The sequence below is a fragment of the Sphingobium sp. RS1 genome, assembly GCF_056156825.1.
This window is the reverse complement of record NZ_JBLZXE010000002.1, coordinates 593,058-611,962: the sequence shown is the minus strand read 5'-3', so window position 1 is coordinate 611,962 and position 18,905 is coordinate 593,058. Positions and strand designations below refer to the sequence as shown.

General features: G+C 58.9%; 16 protein-coding genes, 1 tRNA gene and 1 pseudogene. 7 read left to right on the top strand and 11 right to left on the bottom strand.

What is annotated here, in order from left to right:
* Positions 1 to 129: 129 nt before the first annotated feature.
* Both ACNHGR_RS04570 and ACNHGR_RS04565 read left to right on the top strand, forming a co-directional pair.
* Positions 130 to 2,217 carry a catalase gene (locus tag ACNHGR_RS04570; RefSeq protein WP_475284295.1) on the top strand — a complete coding sequence of 696 codons (2,088 nt, stop codon included), beginning with the start codon at positions 130 to 132 and terminating at the stop codon, positions 2,215 to 2,217.
* Positions 2,214 to 3,419, top strand: coding sequence for a DUF2252 family protein (locus tag ACNHGR_RS04565; protein WP_475284294.1), 1,206 nt, complete (start codon positions 2,214 to 2,216; stop codon positions 3,417 to 3,419). The genes ACNHGR_RS04570 and ACNHGR_RS04565 overlap by 4 nt, the downstream gene beginning before the upstream one ends.
* Before the next feature lie 12 nt (positions 3,420 to 3,431).
* On the opposite strand, the gene ACNHGR_RS04560 is transcribed toward ACNHGR_RS04565, so the two are convergent.
* The 3 genes from ACNHGR_RS04560 to ACNHGR_RS04550 are packed head-to-tail and all read right to left on the bottom strand — an operon-like array spanning position 3,432 to position 5,948.
* Positions 3,432 to 3,911 carry a DUF1543 domain-containing protein gene (locus ACNHGR_RS04560; RefSeq protein WP_475284293.1) on the bottom strand — a complete coding sequence of 160 codons (480 nt, stop codon included), beginning with the start codon at positions 3,909 to 3,911 and terminating at the stop codon, positions 3,432 to 3,434.
* Entirely contained in the window at positions 3,908 to 5,599 is a 1,692-nt protein-coding gene (locus ACNHGR_RS04555; RefSeq protein WP_475284292.1) for an FAD/NAD(P)-binding protein, read from the bottom strand. Before ACNHGR_RS04555 ends, ACNHGR_RS04560 begins: the two co-directional genes overlap by 4 nt.
* 37 nt (positions 5,600 to 5,636) lie before the next feature.
* On the bottom strand, positions 5,637 to 5,948 hold the full coding sequence (locus tag ACNHGR_RS04550) for a hypothetical protein (protein ID WP_475284291.1): 312 nt from the start codon (positions 5,946 to 5,948) through the stop codon (positions 5,637 to 5,639).
* 213 nt (positions 5,949 to 6,161) lie between these two features.
* On the opposite strand from ACNHGR_RS04550, the gene amyA reads away from it, so the two are divergent.
* Complete coding sequence (amyA, locus tag ACNHGR_RS04545; protein ID WP_475284290.1) at positions 6,162 to 7,667, top strand: alpha-amylase; 1,506 nt, start codon at positions 6,162 to 6,164, stop codon at positions 7,665 to 7,667.
* Here amyA and ACNHGR_RS04540 read toward each other — a convergent pair.
* Positions 7,664 to 9,457: an AsmA family protein gene (locus ACNHGR_RS04540; RefSeq protein WP_475284289.1), complete on the bottom strand. Its 1,794-nt coding sequence runs from the start codon at positions 9,455 to 9,457 to the stop codon at positions 7,664 to 7,666. The genes amyA and ACNHGR_RS04540 overlap by 4 nt on opposite strands.
* Positions 9,458 to 9,857: 400 nt before the next feature.
* On the opposite strand from ACNHGR_RS04540, the gene ACNHGR_RS04535 reads away from it, so the two are divergent.
* Positions 9,858 to 10,034, top strand: coding sequence for a hypothetical protein (locus ACNHGR_RS04535; RefSeq protein ID WP_475284288.1), 177 nt, complete (start codon positions 9,858 to 9,860; stop codon positions 10,032 to 10,034).
* Positions 10,035 to 10,040: 6 nt separating this feature from the next.
* Here the strand turns inward: ACNHGR_RS04535 and ACNHGR_RS04530 are convergent, their stop codons facing one another.
* From ACNHGR_RS04530 to ACNHGR_RS04515, 4 genes are all read right to left on the bottom strand, one after another.
* Positions 10,041 to 12,257 carry an amylo-alpha-1,6-glucosidase gene (locus tag ACNHGR_RS04530; RefSeq protein WP_475284287.1) on the bottom strand — a complete coding sequence of 739 codons (2,217 nt, stop codon included), beginning with the start codon at positions 12,255 to 12,257 and terminating at the stop codon, positions 10,041 to 10,043.
* Between the two features lie 8 nt (positions 12,258 to 12,265).
* Positions 12,266 to 13,360, bottom strand: a complete 1,095-nt coding sequence (locus ACNHGR_RS04525) for a glycosyltransferase family 4 protein (RefSeq protein ID WP_475284286.1) — start codon at positions 13,358 to 13,360, stop codon at positions 12,266 to 12,268.
* Between the two features lie 162 nt (positions 13,361 to 13,522).
* On the bottom strand, positions 13,523 to 13,732 hold the full coding sequence (locus tag ACNHGR_RS04520; RefSeq protein WP_475284285.1) for a hypothetical protein: 210 nt from the start codon (positions 13,730 to 13,732) through the stop codon (positions 13,523 to 13,525).
* A gap of 64 nt (positions 13,733 to 13,796) precedes the next feature.
* Positions 13,797 to 14,513, bottom strand: coding sequence for a Crp/Fnr family transcriptional regulator (locus tag ACNHGR_RS04515; RefSeq protein ID WP_475284284.1), 717 nt, complete (start codon positions 14,511 to 14,513; stop codon positions 13,797 to 13,799).
* A gap of 188 nt (positions 14,514 to 14,701) precedes the next feature.
* Between ACNHGR_RS04515 and ACNHGR_RS04510 the strand changes: the two genes are divergently transcribed.
* The 3 genes and pseudogenes from ACNHGR_RS04510 to ACNHGR_RS04500 all read left to right on the top strand — a co-directional run.
* Positions 14,702 to 15,589, top strand: a complete 888-nt coding sequence (locus ACNHGR_RS04510; protein ID WP_475284283.1) for an iron-containing redox enzyme family protein — start codon at positions 14,702 to 14,704, stop codon at positions 15,587 to 15,589.
* A gap of 4 nt (positions 15,590 to 15,593) precedes the next feature.
* The gene (locus ACNHGR_RS04505) at positions 15,594 to 15,941 is read left to right on the top strand and encodes a response regulator (RefSeq protein ID WP_475284282.1); all 348 of its coding nucleotides are present in this window, start codon (positions 15,594 to 15,596) and stop codon (positions 15,939 to 15,941) included.
* 775 nt (positions 15,942 to 16,716) lie between these two features.
* Positions 16,717 to 16,812, top strand: a pseudogene (locus tag ACNHGR_RS04500) (helix-turn-helix transcriptional regulator); the annotation flags it as partial.
* Here ACNHGR_RS04500 and ACNHGR_RS04495 read toward each other — a convergent pair.
* The 3 genes from ACNHGR_RS04495 to ACNHGR_RS04485 form a co-directional block, all read right to left on the bottom strand.
* Positions 16,797 to 18,083 (bottom strand): tyrosine-type recombinase/integrase, encoded by a 1,287-nt coding sequence (locus tag ACNHGR_RS04495; RefSeq protein WP_475284281.1) that lies wholly within the window; start codon positions 18,081 to 18,083, stop codon positions 16,797 to 16,799. The pseudogene ACNHGR_RS04500 and the gene ACNHGR_RS04495 sit on opposite strands and share 16 nt — an antisense overlap.
* Positions 18,084 to 18,262: 179 nt before the next feature.
* Positions 18,263 to 18,339, bottom strand: a tRNA-Pro gene (locus ACNHGR_RS04490).
* A gap of 283 nt (positions 18,340 to 18,622) precedes the next feature.
* The gene (locus ACNHGR_RS04485; RefSeq protein WP_004212530.1) at positions 18,623 to 18,835 is read right to left on the bottom strand and encodes a hypothetical protein; all 213 of its coding nucleotides are present in this window, start codon (positions 18,833 to 18,835) and stop codon (positions 18,623 to 18,625) included.
* Between the last annotated feature and the right edge of the window lie 70 nt (positions 18,836 to 18,905).

Genomic DNA, 18,905 nt, shown 5'->3' with positions numbered 1-18,905 from the left:
TTCCCCGATATAAATTCTTTCTGAGAATCGCCTGCAACAGTGACCAAATAGCCAACGAAGCGTTTGTGATGCGAGTGGCCATGATGGCATTAAGCCGCCGGCCGCATCTTTCATGCAGGGAGGCTCCCAATGGCCAAGACACCGAAGCAAGCGCGTTCGTCCACTGGCGGCGAAACCCACCAGACGGCAGAAACAGGCGCCGATGCCAATGCAATCCTGACCACGAACCAGGGCATCCGCGTCTCGGACAATCAGAACAGTCTCAAATCAGGCGCACGCGGCCCGACGCTGCTCGAGGACTTTGTGCTGCGCGAGAAGATTTTTCATTTTGACCATGAACGCATCCCCGAGCGGATCGTCCACGCCCGTGGTTCGGGCGCACATGGCTATTTTGAGGCGACCGCCGACATCTCCGATCTGAGCAAAGCGGCGCTGTTCAGGAAGGGCGAGAAAACCGAAGTCTTCGTGCGCTTTTCGACCGTGGCGGGTGGCGCGGGATCGGTGGATACGCCGCGTGACGTGCGGGGCTTCGCCGTCAAATTCTATACGAGCGGGGGCAATTGGGATCTGGTCGGAAACAACATCCCGGTCTTCTTCATTCAGGACGCGATGAAGTTTCCCGATCTTGTCCATGCCGTGAAGATGGAAGCCGACCGCGGCTACCCGCAAGCGGGCAGCGCACACGACACCTTCTGGGACTGGGCCTCGCTCATGCCCGAAACCACCCATATGCTGATGTGGGCGATGTCGGATCGGACCTTGCCCCGGTCGCTGCGCATGATGGAGGGGTTTGGCGTCCATACCTTCACCCTCGTCAACGACGCAGGCGAAACGCAGTTTGTCAAATTCCACTGGAAACCAAAGCTCGGCCTGCAATCGACCATCTGGGACGAAGCGCTGAAATTGCAGGCGGCCGACAATGACTATCATCGTCGCGACCTGTTCCAGGCGATCGATGCGGGCGATTTCCCCGAATGGGAACTGGGGATCCAGGTGTTCGACAAGGCCTTTGCCGATGCGCAGCCCTATGACGTCCTCGACGCGACCAAGCTGATCCCGGAGGAGGATGTGCCCGTGCGGATCATCGGCCGCATGGTGCTCAATCGTAATGTCGACAATTTCTTTGCCGAGACGGAGCAGGTCGCCTTCTGCCCCGGCAATATCGTGCCGGGCATCGACTTCTCGAACGACCCGCTTCTCCAGGGCCGGCTCTTCTCCTATCTCGATACGCAGAAGTCGCGCCTTGGGACCGCCAATTTCCATCAGATCCCGGTCAATGCGCCGCGCTGCCCGTTCCAGAATTTCCAGCGAGACGGCCAGATGCAGATGATGGTGCCCAAAGGACGGGCCAATTATGAGCCCAACAGCCTGGCCGCCCATGGCGAGGAAGGCGGTCCACGCGAATGCCCGGCATCGGGCTTTGCCGCGACCGCGGCACCGACTGGCCCGGACGAAGACGGTGACAAGCTGCGTGTCCGGCCGGAGAGTTTCGCCGACCATTACAGCCAGGCGCGCCTCTTCTACCGGTCACAGACGGAGGCGGAGCAGGCGCATATCGCTTCTTCCTTCGTGTTCGAACTGTCGAAGGTCGAACTGCTTGATCAGGTGCCCGGACGGATGGTGGCGAACTTGCGCAATGTAGACGAGGATTTGGCAAAGCGGGTCGCCGACGGGCTCGCCATTGCGCTCCCCAAGAAAGCGCCCGCTGCCAAGGCGCCGGTCGACATGACGCCGTCCGATGCGCTCTCAATCCACAAGAATATGAAGGCGACCTTGGAAGGGCGCACGGTCGGCATCTTGATCGCGGACGGCAGTGACGCTTCCGAACTCAAATCGCTGGTCGCTGCCGTGACCAAGGCCAAGGGCAAGGTCTTCATCGTCGCGCCCAAGGTCGGCGGCGCGAAACTGTCCGACGGATCGCGGCAGAAGGCCGATGGCCAGCTTGCCGGGTCGCCCAGCCAGATTTTTGACGCGATTGCGATCAACTTGTCAGAGGCTGGTTGCGAGATGCTGTTGAAAGAGGGTGCGGCCGTCGAGTTCGCGATGAATGCGTTCGGTCATCTCAAGGCCATTGGCGCGAGCGAGGCCGCCAGGCCCCTGCTCGACAAGGCTGGCGTGGAGCCGGACGAGGGTGTGACGGGTCTTGATGCCAAATTCGTCAAGGCGGCGAGCCAGCGCTTCTACGCCCGCGAGCCAGGCGTGCGTATCCTGGCATGAAGCTCTTCGGCGAAGAGCGGCGGCGCTATCTGGAAAATGCGCGCGACCTCAAGATGGCGCGCTCGGCCCACGCTTATGTGCGCGGCAACACCGTGCGCTTCTATGAATGGCTGGCCCATTCCAGATCGGCCGCGCGTCTGCCGATCGGGCCACCCGTCTGGATTTGTGGGGATTGTCACGTCGGCAATCTGGGGCCTTTGGCCGACGCTGACGGCAGGGTCGATATCCAGATCCGCGATCTCGATCAGTCGGTGATCGGCAATCCCGCCCACGACCTTATTCGCCTGGGTCTTTCGCTGGCGACAGCCGCACGCGGCTCCGATCTTCCCGGCGTTACGACCGCGCGCATGATCGAGGAAATGGTTGAGGGCTATGAACTGGCTCTTGAGGGTGAAGGTGCGCCTCACGATTTCCCTGCAATGGAGCCTGACGTCGTTCGGGCCGTGAGGCGACGCGCGTTGGGACGCAAATGGCGGCATCTGGCGGAAGAGCGGTTGCCCGACTTCGACCTCGAAATTCCGCTCGGCAAAAAATTCTGGTCGCTGAGCGCCGAGGAGCGCGATGCCATCGAGACACTGATCGATCAACCCGAGGTGCATGCGATGATCCTGTCGCTGAACAAGCGGGAAACGGATGATCGGATACGACTGCTCGACAGTGCCTATTGGATCAAGGGATGCAGCTCGCTCGGTACGCTTCGCTATGCCGTGCTGCTCGGCATAGGCGGGTCGCGCAAACACCCTGATCGCGTAGCGCTCGTCGATCTCAAGGAGGCGCTGGACGCCGCCGCGCCAGCCTATCCCGATACCGATATGCCCGCCGATCATGCCGAGCGTGTGGTGACAGGCGCCTGCGCGCTGGCACCCAATCTTGGCACGCGAATGCTACCGGTCACCCTGATGGGCCGATCTATGGTGCTGCGGGAATTGCTGCCGCAGGACCTGAAGTTGGAGATTGACCAATTCTCGCGGAGCGAAGCGACCCGCGCAGCCCGCTATCTCGCCCATGTCGTGGGCAAGGCGCATGCCCGGCAACTCGATCAGGCGCAGCGGGACGATTGGGCGGCAGCACTCGCCCGGCAACGCGGTGGAGGCAATGATGCGCCGTCCTGGCTGTGGGACAGTATCGTCGACCTGAGCGCTGCGCATGAAGGCGGCTATCTCGAACATTGTCGACGTTATGCTTTGTCCCATGCAGACTGAACATATTACCGCTCAGCCTTTTTTGCCGATCGGCTTGTAGCGACAGATGAAAGACGGTGGCTCAGTGGGGCCACCTGGCGTCAGATGAATATGGAGCTGTTCGCTGGACGTGGAGTCGTTAAGGCAGAAGGCCTGTTCCGCTTCATACATGTCGTCACGATGCAATTCGCCCCACCCTTGCACAGCCTGCATCGCGCGCGCCTTTGCCTTGGTCACGCTTTTGGCAACAACGAAGACATTCTGGTGCCGTTCGGCGAATTCGGCGGGATCATAGCCGCCCAGATTGACGAAATAGAGCTTCTCCGGCCCGGTAAAGGGCTCGGGTCTTAGACTTACGACATAGCCGTCTGCATGGGTGATTTCTGCCCAGCAATCGATATGGAGACTGGCGGGCGTTCTGGCCATCGACGGGGCGACCACAAACCGCATGTCATGCAGCTCGATATTGGCTCCGGGCATTTCGCCCCCGACATAGATGGCGAATAATTTCATTGCGCGTTTGCCGTCGCCGGCACCTCGTCTGGTTCAAAATGCCCGGCTATGGCTGCGGCCAGCCTTGGGCCTACGACCTGTCCCATGTGATGCGAACTGGTGATGCCCTGGATGAAAGGATGTCGCCCCATAATGAAAGGGAGGCTCAGGCAAAATAGCTGATCCTCCGAAATGGCATCGGATACCGGATGAAAGGCATCGTCGATCACGATACCGCGCGATGGCCCGCGCTCGCCCGGCGACACATCCCGCACGACGCCTTGGTCCAGCAGCGAGGGGAAAGGGAAATCCTTGGCGGGCAAGGCTCGCTGCCCGGTCGCTTCGATGAAGATGGGGAAGTGGATTTTCTGATCATCGAGATGGAGGACGGCGCCATTTTCAGGACCATGGCTATCGACCCGATATGCCTCGCCGACGGCCATGACGTCGAGCTTGCCAGCGCGATGGAGTGCGAGCATGCGCCTGATCGATTCATGCGGGACCGTGGCATAGTCATCTACGAAGACCGGCTTCCAATATCTGGAAAAGCGGCGAAAATCGCTCTGTCCGAGATGCGGGACTAACAATTCGATCACTTCATGCATGCGCAGGATCGCATAGCGCCAGGGGACCATGAAATGAGCGGCATAATTGGCGGCCGCTTCGGCAAGATTTTGCTCGGCCCAGTCGAACGGATCAGTGGCAATCCGATCGGCGAAATAGCGATCGCAAAAGTCTTCGAGGCTGACGGATGGAAGATCGACGCGCGCGGCATAGTCCGGATCGGCAACGTTTAGTTCGTTTTTGAACAGCGCGAACGCCTGATCCAGCAGGTCTGGATCCGCGCTTTCGATGAGCGCCTCAATCGCTTGCGGATTGCAGATGGCAAGCGGCTCATAAGGGATGGGGAAATAGAAATCGGCCTCGGGTAAAAGCCCTTTGCGTGACATCATCGTCATGTGGAAATCGTCGCTATCCTGGGCTGGTTTGTAGGAGATGGCGTCATCTGCCTCTTCGACAAATTCCCCGTGCGTCACGGCCAGCGCTACGGCCGCGTCGATAGCGCTGAGCGACGATCCACGGATGCCGATCTTGGTCGGGGGCAGCTTTGCCAATGCTGAAGCGGGCCAGGGGCTCAGGAAATAGCCGGGGCGCAATTCGGATTCGGCGGGCCATTGATGCCCGGTCGCCAGCACGACATGATCGAACCGGTGCTCGAATCTCTCACCCCGCGCCGGTTGTACGACAAGGGTCATGCCATCGGGCGCGCCTACAGCGTCAAGAACCTTGCACCGCGTGCGGACGGTCACGCCTATGCCTTTCTCCACCGCCTGCTGCAGGAGCATCTGTAACTGATCATAGAAAAATTCTCCCAGTGCGACACGGGGATAGAAGCTGCGGTCATCGATCTCGCCCGGCTTTATCCCAAGTGCCGTCAGACGGTCCTCGCCCTGGGCATCCAGCCACTCAATGAGCGTCTGGGCGAGGGGAGGGATCTCGATGCTGGCAATGTTAGACAGCATGGCGGGGTCGTTCCAGCCGGGACGGTAGGGCGTCCCTCGACCGATACCGGGCTGCTCCTCGAAGATTGTGAGGTCAAATGGCTGTGATGCGGCACTCAGAAGAGCGTGCAGCGTGTAGATGGTCGTTGGACCGGCGCCGACAAAAGCGAGCCTGGGCAAGCAGGTCGTTATGGCTTGAGGCGTCATGTGCAGGTTTCAGAAGCCGGCCAATTGCGCGCCAGAGTCAAGCCGCGATCGCGCAGGTCGGCCGCTGGGCCATCATCGCGCTCGCCAGTTCAAGGCATTCCTCGAGACTTGCTCCCGCCACGTGAAGCTGGTTGTCGTCATGCTGCCGCAAGCTGAGTTCCCAGAGTCTCTCGGTTTCCATGCACATAACGCGCGAGGCCGTACTGACGAACGTGATCGTTTCGCCCATTCTTTCACGATGAAGAAGATGACGCGCGACGGTTGTCTGTGTTTCGCGATGGGCATTGTGCCGGATTTGGAGGGTCTCGCTACAGGATGACAGGACATCCATCAAACGGCGGTCGTGCATAGCGCAATGGCTCCAGATCATTGGCGGTCAGGCTGTTCCTGTCGCCGCCAGTGAGACGTCTGTTCGCCGTTGAAGTTCCCCGGCGTTCTGCTTTCTTGATCCATGTTCGCATAAAGCTGACCGCACAGAATTTCATGTGGATCGTGAGCGGCTGCAACAAGTCTACGAGTATATCGTTTAGCGGCCGCAGCATCTTATGCGACAGGAGCTTTCATGGCCGGACGGACCCTGCTTCAATTCTTCCATTGGTATTATCCCGACGGCGGTCGGCTATGGAGCGAGGTCACGGAAAAAGCGGTGAGCTTGAAGGAAATGGGCGTCACAGACGTCTGGCTGCCGCCCGCCTATAAGGGCGCAAATGGTGGCTATTCGGTCGGCTATGACAGTTATGACCTGTTTGATCTGGGCGAATTCGACCAGAAAGGATCGATCGCTACCAAATATGGCGATCGCCCTGCGCTGGAGCACGCCACCAGCGCCTTGCGCGATGCAGGTGTCCGCGTCATCCATGACGTGGTACTCAATCACAAGATGGGCGCGGATGAGGCTGAACAGGTAGCCGTACGCCGCGCTAATCCCGACAATCGCGAGGATATCGAGGATGAGGCGTTCGAGGCGCGCGCCTGGACTCGTTTCACCTTTCCAGGACGACAGGGACAATATTCAAAGTTCGTATGGGACGCCAGATGCTTCACCGGCGTCGATCATATCGAGGAGCCGGACGAGGAGGGCGTGTTCCGTCTGGTTAACGAGTATGGCGATGGCGAGTGGAATGACGAGGTTGACGGGGAGAAAGGCAATTTCGACTATCTGATGGGATCGGATGTCGAATTCCGTAACAAAGCTGTCTACGAGGAGCTTAAATATTGGGGGCGCTGGCTAGCCGAGCAGCTTCCCTGCGACGGCTTCCGGCTCGACGCGGCCAAGCATATCCCGGCCTGGTTCTTCCGCGACTGGGTTGGGCATATGCGTGAGAGCGTCGACAGCGAGTTGTTCGTGGTCGCCGAATATTGGCATCCCGATATGGAGGCTTTGCAAGCCTATCTCGATCTGGTCGACCAGCAGTTGATGCTGTTCGATGTCGGCCTGCACCATCGCTTGTACGATGCAGCGCTAGCTGGGGCCGGCTTTGATTTGCGCACCATCTTCGATGGAAGCCTGGTCGCGGCGTCGCCGGATCATGCGGTGACGATCGTCGGCAATCACGACACCCAGCCGCTTCAGGCACTCGAGGCGCCGGTCGAGGACTGGTTCAAGCCGCTCGCCTATGCGCTGATCCTGATCCGCGAGCAGGGCGTGCCCTGCATTTTCTATCCCGACCTCTATGGTGCGCAATATAGCGACGTCGGTGGCGACGGCGAAACCTATGAGATCGAGATCAAGGCGGTTCCATGCCTGCCAAGCCTGATCGAAGCCCGACAGCGCTTTGCCAACGGTGCCCAGACAGACCTGTTTGATGATCCCAATTGCCTTGGCATCATAAGGCACGGTACTTCAGCCGAGCCTGGCTGTATCCTTCTTGTGAACAATGGCGCAGAGACAAGCAAAGCGGTTGAGCTGGGGACAGACCATAGCGGAGCAAGTTTCTGCGATTTTCTGGGACATTGCGAAGAGGTAATTACCGCCGACGATGCAGGAAAGGCAATTTTGCGGGTCAATGGAGGCTCTTTAAGCCTGTGGGTAAGGATTGATAATATCGAGAGCGCCGACATCCCCTAACGACGCGGGGACCGAGCGGCTAAAATCTGCTGCTCCATCGAACTGCAGTCGATTTGCATAAATGAGGTCTTGTGATCCTTCTCATGCTTTTTAGCGAGGCCCAGCGCGCCGACGATCGACTTCCCAACGGCTTTGGCGACGGAACCTGCGCTAACTTTGCTGCCAGGAGGGTCGCCAGCGGCACTTAGAGTTGGCGATGAGAACGTGCCTCCGACCGCAATCGGATCGACAAGGCGCAGGCCGCTCGGCTCACGTGACTGTCCCCTGATGGTGAGCGCGATGCGCTCGGTCGCCAATGACATGCTACCCTGGCCCGTGCCGGACGATATTGACGTATTGACGACAAATGGGGACGGGACAAGGAAGCCATCTTTCGCATGGAAGTCGATAGCGAGGCAGCGCAGGGGGATTTCCGCTTCCTTATCGCGCAATGCAGCGCTGATCGCCTTGCCAAGATCCTGACCTAGAACTGCAGCGAGAGTGCGCTTTACGCGCCCATCGCGCACCACCAGCCCGGCATGGCCATTAGCTCTGGCGAGCGCTTCCCGGACCGTATCGCCTGTGCCTGACAGAGCCATCCGGCCGCGCAAAGGCCCTGACACGCCGTCCGTTCCGATCAATGTTTCGAGGCGACCGTCAGCAAAGAACAGGTCCACTGCGAAACGCGGTTTCGCGGCGCCACCGCGCTGATCGATCCTGACTGCACCGGTCATCTGACCGCTCGCCATGCCCGCCCGGATATGATCAAGTTCGAGCAATTTGCCGTTGAGACGGATCGTACCTGCTAATGAGTGAAACACGGAGTCCGTCAGCAACAGCCGATCCGCCCGGAATCGGATCACGCCATCGGTCGGTCCTACCTTCGAAATGTTGATGCGGGTATCGGGCAGGACGCGAGACCCGACCCTGGCTTCGACTGCCCTGGCTTTCGCCTTGCCCTGCGCATCCGACAGATCGTCGAAATCGAACGCGCTGAAATGGACGTCGGCATCGATCTTCGTTCGCCCCCCACGTTTAAGCACATCGGCCTTTGCCACTAATGTCGAACGACCGATACGACCTGTCATGCGCTCGACGAACCAGTCCTGTCTAGCGTTTCGTACCTTGGCGTGCAGGTCGATCGGCTCGGTCCCAAACAGCCCTGCCTCGATGACATCGTCGAGATATTTGAGGTTCGGCGCCGTCGTGCGTATGTCGAGCGACATGGATCGCAGGTTAAGCGGTCCGCGGGTTTGTACCGATGCTGCAAGATGTAGCAACGGCGAGTGAAATTTCAGTTCGAGTGGGTAGGCAGCGTCAGGCTTTTGTCCGTCGATCTTCGCTCCTGCGATCGTGAGGCGTGCGGGTGCCTGATGGAAGCGACCCGCTGCATCGATGTGCAAGCCTGTCCTGTCGGAAACAAGGGTGCCGGAAAGCGAAAGGGCGCGCTTGGCGTCCCGCAGCGACAGCCGCCCGTCAGAGACAAGCAATCGACCAAGGCCGGTGCCTTTGTCGTTGCCGCCATGGTGGTCCTCTCTTCCTTGCCAGTTCGCCCGTCCTGATGCGTCGCGAACCAGCGCGAGCGACAGCCCGCGCGCCACGGCATTGTCTGGTCGGCCGCCGCCGCCCGTTGCCAGCGAGAGGATCGAGATGCGAACTTCCACCAATCGGGCCTGAACCATATTGCCAGTGCCTGCCCATCGCGGCTGCCGGATCGTCAGATCCCTTATCAGGATCGTTGGCGTGAACGAGAAAGCCTCACGCCGCTCGATCGATCCGACAGAGACCTTGGCCGCGAGCCACGCACTCATGGCATCGGTGATCCTGTCTTTGAATAGGGCGATGGGAAAAGCAGCGAGGGTGACGAGGCAGACGCAGGCAAACAGGCACAGGCCGATTGATATTCGAACGCTCCACCGCACGTGGTGCCCTCTCTCCATCTTTATCATTGGACGCTAACACTTTTAATGCGCCACAGGTCCATGTCCGCTTTCGACAGGTGGAATATTCCGGTTCTAAATCATGAGCGCTGCGGACTTGCGCAGGACGGGAGTGACAAACCAAGTTCAGCCTTTGGGGCAAAATCGCCCGTCTGGACTGCAGCGTAATAATTGCTGTGACACAGGTTAAGGTCTGCACGCAGCAGATGTGATACGCTCGGCAATGGTAGATGGGAGTGAACGGAGAAGCGAGATGAGTGGATCTGATCCTATGACATTTGCTGTGACGACAGCAGACATGACGGATGCCCAACTATTCGCTGCCTTTCATGCGATCGTGAAAGATGCCGAGCCAACGGACTTCCAACGGGCTGTCCTGGACGAAGCGCAGTATCGCGGCATCCTCAAAGGCAGCGAAATCGACGCAATTCGCGTTAAACTACGATAACCCTGATCAGGCCAGCGTGACAATTCGCACGTCGCCGGTGCGATCGAGCGGCTTGACCACCACACCACCTCCCATACGGTCGAAATCAATGTTGGCCAAAGCCGTCCCGATCAACAGGCCTCTGACCGAAAGACCGTTCAGGAAAGTCGGCAATGTCGGCTGACGCAATATGATCTGGCGCAATTGGACATCGAAGCTGAGGCCCAGGCTCGACTGAATTAACGCAAGGGGCGCGGCGGCGGCCCAGGCCTGCGGGCTGCATGCGACCGGATAGAAGGTTGGCCCCTGCGACCGCCGACGAGGAAAGCCGCAGAAAAGTTCCGGCAGACGCATCATGTCGACATAGGTGGCAGCTGCGAACAGCCCCTCGAAAATCTGCGCTGCCTGCCGCTGGAAGCCATAGCGGGCAAAACCGGCGGCGATCAGCGCATTGTCATGCGGCCATATCGATCCGTTATGATAGCTCATCGGATTGTAGCGCTTCTCGGTCGATGCGATGGTTCTGACGCCCCACCCCGAAAAGGAGGCCGGCCCCATCAATGTGTGGACCACCGCTGCGGCCCGATCTTCGCGGGCAAGGCCGGTGTAAAGGACATGACCGGCATTGGAGGAGCGAACGCGGCAAGGACGTTTGTCGCCATCAAGCGCCAGAACATAGGTGCCAAGGCCTGCATCGAAAAAGGCGGCATCAAACCGATCACGAAGGTCAGCGGCGCGGGCGCGATACTCGTTTGCCCGGTCCGCCTGGCCGATCGCGGTGAAGATGGCATCGGCAGCATGCCAGGCGCCATAGACATAGGCCTGAACCTCCGCCAGCGCGATGGGGCCGCGTGCGATGCGGCCATCGGCATGGAAGATGGAATCATGGCTGTCCTTCCAGCCCTGATTCTGAAGACCATCGTCGGTTAGCCGCCCATATTCGACAAAGCCGTCGCCATCCCGATCGCCATAGGCGTCGATCCACGACAGCGCCGCGTCGATATGGGGAAGGATGGAGCGCAGAAATGCGGCGTCGCCGGTCCGTTCCAGATAGGCGCCAGCCAGCATGACGAAGAGCGGCGTGGCATCGATGCTGCCATAATAGTGGCGGAAAGGCACCTCGCCCAGTTCCGCCATTTCGCCATGACGGACTTCATGCAGGATCTTGCCCGGTTCGGCATCGGCGGCCGGATCGAAGTCGGTCGCCTGATGCGCAGCAAGATAGCCCAGCACGCCGCGGCTGATGGCCGGGTCGAGCCACAGGGTCTCAAGCGCTGTAATCAGCGCGTCCCGACCGAAAACGGTACTGAACCAGGGAATGCCGGCATAGGGATAGGGACCATGCTCGGTTTGTGTCGACAGCATGGAAATATCGGCCACGGAGCGCCGCGTAACCTCATTGAACAGGTCGTTGGACGACCGGACGGTGGCGCCGCGTTTGCGTGCCTGCTGAAGCGCGCGCATCGCTGCCCGCAAGGATTTGAGGAATTGTTTGGGCAGGGTTTCGTCATCCTGCACCTGCGCGCAGCTTATGCGCGCGAACAAGGTACAACGATCTCCAGCCGAAACCGTGACTTCGAACCGGGCGTGTCTGTCCGTTATTTCGCTGGGCGCGGGATCGAAATGAAGATGAGTGTTCCGTTCACGATCATCACGACCCAGATAGGCAAGCAACACGTCAGCCGTACCGACCTGCGGATCGTGCATCGTCCCGCGGCGCAGGCGGGTCATACCGCGTATCTCGAAAAGATCGGCAAAGTCGGCCGCGAACGCGAGTTCAATGGATATGTGCCGACTTTCCGTATCGAAATTGCGGATTGTGATCCGCTCATACACGGCGCCTTCCCACAGGAAGCGGGTGCGGCGCAGATGGATAAGGTCATGCTCCACCTGCACGCGGCCATCCTCTCCCAGGAAATCCGGGTTGGCGAGGTCACATGTTAGCAGGGCATTGTCGTCCCGCAGCGCCGAACTGAGCAGTATCGGCCGCATGCCATTGATGGTCAGGTAAAGATGGGAAAGGTGGCGGGTGTCGCGGTGATAGAGGCCTTCCGGGCTGCCTGGCCCCGCGATGGCATCACCGCTGTGATCGAACACGGCGAAACTGTCGCCATGTTTGAGCGTACGTGGACGCCGCTCATGGAGTGAGGCGGTCGCGGGAATGAAGAACTGGGTTTGCACCTGGGACAATGCCTGTCCTCCCGCAATGCCTGGCAGGTCGAACTGAGGCTGGGTCAGTGACATGGCGGCTCCTATGCGACGATCTGCAATTCCGCTTCTTCACCGCGCTGGCGGCGAAGCCAGGCTGCGTCGGTTCGCGCGCCGGGAAGTTGATGATAGAGCGCGACATAGTCCGCTGCCATCCGCGCCGCTGTGAACCGTGCGTCGAATGCGCCGCGCACCCCACTGCGATCGAGATGGCGCAACTGCGCCACGGCGGCGACCGCTTCATCTTCGCTTTCGACGATAAAGCCGGAACGGCCATGCTCGATCACTTCGGGAACGGAACCACAACAAAAGGCAATGACGGGCGTGGCGCAGGCCATCGCCTCGATCATGACCAGGCCGAAGGGTTCGGGCCAGTCGATCGGAAAGAGCAGGGCGCTCGCATTGCCGAGAAAATCCGCTTTTTGTTCTTCATTGATTTCGCCGATGAAGCGGACATTGGAATAGCGATCAACAAGCGGCGCAATCTCATTTTCCCAATAGCCACGGTCGACTGCGTCGATCTTGGCCGCGATGCGCAACTCCATGCCAGATCGCGCTGCGATGCGTATGGCCCGGTCCGGTCGCTTCTCCGGTGAAATGCGGCCGAGGAAGGCCAGATAGCCTTCTCCATGACCTAAGTGGGGATGGAGAAGGTTGGCGGGTAATCCATGATGAATGGTTGCGCCCCAATTAACTGGCGGCATGGGCCGACGTTGATCGTCGGAGATGGACACGAGGCAATGATCGCCGAAGCAGCGATAGAAGGGTGGAAGATCGGGCAGGTCGAGACGACCGTGCAATGTGGTGACGGTCCGTCCGATAAATTCCTGAATCATCGGCAGGTGGAGCAGGTCGATATGGAAATGGAGGGCGTCAAATTCATCGGCCCGCTGCCGCACTGCCTCCAGCAGCATCATATGATAGGGGATGGGGTCTATGATACCGGTCGTCAGCCGCAAGGCCGCCGGGGTGATGGAAACCAATTCTGCCGCCGTTCGCGAATCGCCGCTCGCGAAGAGAGTGACGTCATGGCCCTGCCGCACCAGTTCTTCGGTGAGATAGGATACGATCCGTTCAGTGCCGCCATAATATTTGGGCGGCACGCTTTCAGCCAACGGCGCAATTTGGGCGATTTTCATGCGGCAATCCTCGACAGAGAGAGGCCTTGGCGATCCCCCTCCGGCGCGCAAGCCGCTGATATAAGCGCCGCCTCAGTCTTAGGTTGCATCAAGATGAAGATTAATAGTCGTGACGAATCATCAACGAAAATATGGAATTGATCTATATTATTGATGCAGGTTTTATTTCTCTTGTGGGTGATGTGTGTAGCCGCCTTTAACGTCTGCGACTTGCTCGCGCGCTTCATTTGCCGCGCGGATCAGTGCCTGTCCGGTGCCCTCTGCGGCATCCGGAGTAAGGGTGATGGCGATGCCATCCGGACCGTCGAGCATGACCAGGCCCGCATCGGCCGTGGCTATCCCTATATCTTCATATATTCCTGGGGTCGGCATAGGCCATCCTTCCTGCTGGAGGTCGTGCGCGGGAAGGAACGAAGCGTGATAAGGCTCGGTTCCGTCAGCTTCTGTTGTCCAGAAACAGGTAGGACGGATCAAACTCTCCCAACAGTGCCAGACCTTTAGCGTCCGCGATATGCACCTGATTGCGAAGGACTGTCATGAGGCCACGATCCTTCAGTTCGCGCAGCATCCGGTTCATGTGGACGGGCGTGATGCCGCAGGCTTCACCCAGATCGGCCTGCGTCATGGGCAGGTGAAAGGACATACCGTCGCTTTGGCCGACGGCACGGAGCTTCGCTTCGATTTCGCAGAAAAAATGGCTGACACGGGCAATGGCATCCAGTCGGCCGAGGCGGAAGATCCACTCACGATGCATTGCAGCGTCCAGCAGGGTACTGAACCAGAGGAGTTTGGTCAGGTTCGGACGTGTGACCATCAACGCTTCCAGAGCGGCATGTGGGACAAGCGCGACCTTACATGCCGTCAGCGTTGCCAGATCATGATCGAGATGGCCCAATGGAAAGCCGTGAAGATCGACAAAATCCCCGGCGACGTGGACAGCCACCAATTGCCGGGCACCTTGTCGGTCATCCATATAGCGGTACATGAACCCTTCGATCAGATAGGTGCTCATCCTGATCGGATGGTCGCGGGATATGAAGGTCTTTCGTGCGGGCAGAGATCGGTGGTCGGACACGGATGCCTCCAACGCGGCGAGGTCATCGGCGGTCAGCTGGCTGCGCCTGCGGTTACGGAGCAAATCTGCAAAAACCATCCTGATATCCACGGCTAGAGGTAATGGCGGACCCTAATTTCGGCTTTGGGCCGCTCAAGCGCAAACTGATAATCGAGATCGTTTCAATCGTTATCATCCGCCATCTTGATCCTGTTTAATCTGATTGTCCGGAACGTGCAGCGACCTCCCGCATTTTTTCGTCATACCCAAAATCGGAAGGCTCTTCTGTGGCTACTCAGCTCGACTATGACGGATCGCAATTTCTTCGGCAGGATTTTCAGGAGGAATTGAGCCGATGGAACCGGCGGCGACTGGCGCCGGCCTTCCCCGCAGAGGCCACCGTGTCGCAATTCGACCGTGACCGGAATATGTTGCGGCTGGAACATGCTTTTATCGAGGAATTGCGTGGTGCGGTGCTGGAGGAAGCCGCCAAGGCGCCGACCGACCCTGATGGCTTCGTCGCATGGTTCGAGGATTTGAAAACGAATGGGCCTGGGCAGCATGACCGGCTTTTCCCATGGCTGGCTGAACGGGCCGGACGGGACGAACTGCGCTGGTTCCTGTCACAGGAGGCGGCTGGTGAGGCTGGATTTGATGATCTTGTGGCGATGACGCAGGTGAAGCTACCAGCGCGTGCGAAGCTGGAACTGGCGCGCAACTATTGGGACGAAATGGGGCGTGGCAACGCCAAGGGCATGCACGGCCCCATGCTGGGTCAGTTGGTGGACGTCCTGCAACTCGACACGCAAATTGAGCATACCGTCTGGGAAAGTCTGGCTCTGGCGAATGCGATGACGGCGATGGCGTCTTCGCGCCATTATGCCTGGCATAGTGTTGGCGCGCTTGGCGTCATCGAACTTACCGCCCCTGACCGGTCGGCGCACACGGCGAAGGGATTGCGCCGGATTGGCCTGTCGGGGTCGGAGCGCCGCTATTTCGATCTGCACGCAGTCCTGGATATCAAGCATAGTCGCGACTGGAATGACGAAGCAATCCGCCCGCTCGTTGCTGAAGATTCTCGACGCGCCAGGGCCATGGCGGAAGGGGCGCTAATCCGGCTTCATTGTGGCGCGCGCTGCTTCGATCGCTATCGCGCTCACCTCGGATTGGAGTAAGGCGATGGGACGCCCCATTTTGCTGGTGGAGGATGATCCCGCCGTCGCCGCGATGATTGCCGACATGCTGGAGCAGGCGGATTATGAAGTAGACGGTCCCTATGCCACCCTTTCCGATGGCATGGAGGCACTTGCCTGCCATATGCCAGCGGGCGCCATATTGGACATTCATCTGGGACAAGGAGACGCCGGGCTGCTGGCCGATGACCTTGATCTCTACAACATACCTTATCTGTTCTGCTCAGGCTCGCTTGATGATCCGGTCATACGAGCCCATCCACAAGCGCCGTTGGTCCCGAAACCGGCTCTGGCGGAGAAACTGATTTCCACAGTGCAGCGGATGCTACACTGAAGTCGGGGGCCTCGAATTTCTGTGGCCTTATTCGGCTGGCAATCTCTGACTGTATAGGCACCGAAACAGAAAGAAGGCTGGTCGAGTCCGGCCAGCCTTGGAAGCTTGAGGAGAGGTTGCCTGAAAGGCAGAATCCCTGTCGCACTGCCGGCCAGTCGGGAAAAATGCGAACGGGGGCATCGCGATTGTGCTTTACGCGATCAACCCACACAGAGGCGTCGCATGGTCTGTTGGCCAATAGTCTCACGGTGCCATGTAGGGCACTGGATATCGGCCCATCCTCGTGAAGAGGGAACAATGTGCACCTGAGACGCTCTGGAGATGGGGACTAGGACGAATGATATGCAACAGACTGTGCCCTCTCTCACACTCGATCGCCGCGAGCATGTGCGACAGTCCGTCAACATGCCATGCACGGTCTCTGGCAGGGCCTTTAAGAATATGCCATGGTCCAGAATATTTCGCTCTACGGTGCGCAATTGGCTGAGTTTGATTTCCCATCTGTCTGCACTGCGATATCCATTCAGGTGGAACATCTGGAAATATGCGCAACGATTATCTGGCGTGGCGAGAATTGATGTGGCGTCCTATTAGACCACGGGCTGGACCCGAACGCTTTCATTCGAGACCATACTGTTCGACCAATGCCGTAGGAGCGGTAGCCCCGGTCGTCGTGACCGACATTCTCATTGATCAATACGCCTTGATTAAGGTCACTGAAAAGACCGGCAAGCCGAGGGCTTCCATATATCGGGAAATGTAGGCCGGGACATTCCCCCGGCCTGAGCGCATTGGACCAAGGGCTTTCGCTTGGCGTCTGTCCGAGCTATGCCGCTGGATGGAGGCCCCGCGGAACTACCAGGTGGACTGAAACCATTGAAGCGGGGCGGTCGACGCAGTGTCAGCCAGCTCGTGCGCGGCGCACGGCGCGCTGCATTGCGCTTCCGCTGCGTCGAGATAGTCTCCCCACCAACTGAGCATCTTGCGCCGATGCTCAAGGTAGCGCGCAGAGTTGTAAACTCCCCGCACGCCGCGAGGTACGTGGGCGAGCTGCAACTCGATCCAGTCGGGCTGGAAAAGGCCAGATTCGTTGAGAACCGTGCTCGCGAGGGACCGAAAGCCGTGCACGGTGACTTTGCCCCTCATCCCCATCCGATAAAGGATGTCTAGCATTCTGTTCTCGCTGATAGTGTCCGAGCGAGAGCCGGCGACCGGGAACAGATATTTACCGAACCGTTCGTTCCCTGCCAGCCCATAGGGGTTTTCGTCCCTAATCTCGCGCAAAAGCGTGATCGCCTGCGGGGGCAGGGGCACAACATGCTCGGTCCGCATCTTCATACGTTCCGGTGGTATGCGCCATAGCGGTTCATCGGTTCCCAAGCCCTCGAATTCCGACCAAGTCGCAAAGCGCGTCTCTTGGGTCCGAACCATGGTGAGCATGGTCCAACGTAATGCCAAGTGGCTCATGCGCGCGCCCTTATCAGCGTTGAGCTTGCGAAAAAAGGCTGGCAGATCCTTCGCCTCTACCTTGGCCATGTGGCGGGTGGCAGGGATTTTCACCATGGCTGAGATGAGGTCCCGGCACGGGTCGCTATCAACGCGGCCGTCCGGGATACCATAACGGAAAATCTCGCTGCATGTTCCCCTGAGCCTGTGCGCCATGCCAACCGAACCGCGTTCTTCGACCAGCCTCAACGCTTCAAGCACATGACGTGGCTGAATTGAACGAACCGCTTTGCAGCCAATATAAGGAAAAATATCGGCCTCAAGCCGGCCTTTGGTGATCCGGTAATAACGCGGCGACCAGGACGGTTTCCGCGCCTTCAACCACTCGAGAGCAAGGGCCTCGAAGGTGAGGGCGTTTGCATGCTTCTGAAACTTTCGCTCTTCAAGCAGGCTAGATGGATCGGTGCCGCTCGCGATCAGTCCCTTGTTACGGTCCCGCCAAACGCGAGCTTGCGCAAGGCTGGTAGCAGGATACAGCCCCCCGGTCAGGGTCTTTTGCTTACCATCGAACCTATAGGCTAGCTGCCAGAGCTTTCGGCCGGATGGCTCGACCCGGATGAGCAAGCCTCCGCCATCAGATTTTTTAACCGGTCTGTCGTGAGCCGTTAGCGAGGCTAGCACGCTGTCGGAAAGCATAATCCTTCATCTCCGCGTTTGACGCGGCGAGACGAACAACATTTCCGCCAAAATGCGTTGTTTCACCATTCCACCTCGAATCCTGGAGGCGTTCTATGGTGACACATTCAACCCACTGAAAACAGTGCGTTTTCACCTTGGACCTCGTGGGTAGATCTGAGTTGTTTTGAGGTGAAAAGTGGTCGGGGAGACAGGATTCGAACCTGCGACATCCTGCTCCCAAAGCAGGCGCGCTACCAGACTGCGCTACTCCCCGACGGATGGCGGCCTTAGCGGGGAAGTTTGCGCCTCGTCAATCGTTGATCGCACCGATCAGTGAAAGAACAGCCAGAGCAGCAAAATAATCGGGATGGGGACACCCAGCAGCCACAATAATATGCCCTTGCCCATGTCGATCTCTCCTTGCGTTGCAGGGATCAAACCCTTGGGCGGGCAGGGAAGTTCCTCCTTTGCGGATATGGATCGGCACAAGGTTGAGACAAACAAAAAGGGCGGGCCCGTGATGGACCCGCCCTTCGAGAATCTCGCAAATGCGAAGATTAGTGCGCGTTCGCGACGTTCTCGGCAACGTTGGCAGCGTTAGCAGCTTCGTTGGCGGCGTTCGCAGCGTTGTCAGCAGCGTTGGCGGCGTTTTCGACAACGTTTTCGACGACAGCGTTCGAAGCGTTCGCGGTCTCGTTGGCCGGCTTCTCACCGCAAGCGGCGAGGGCCATCAGGCTGGCCGAAGCGAAAACAACAGCGATCTTCTTCATTGTGTACGGCTCCCATAGCATTATGCCGCGTCTGGCACGTTACAAATGTGACCCTACGCGAGCGACCCGC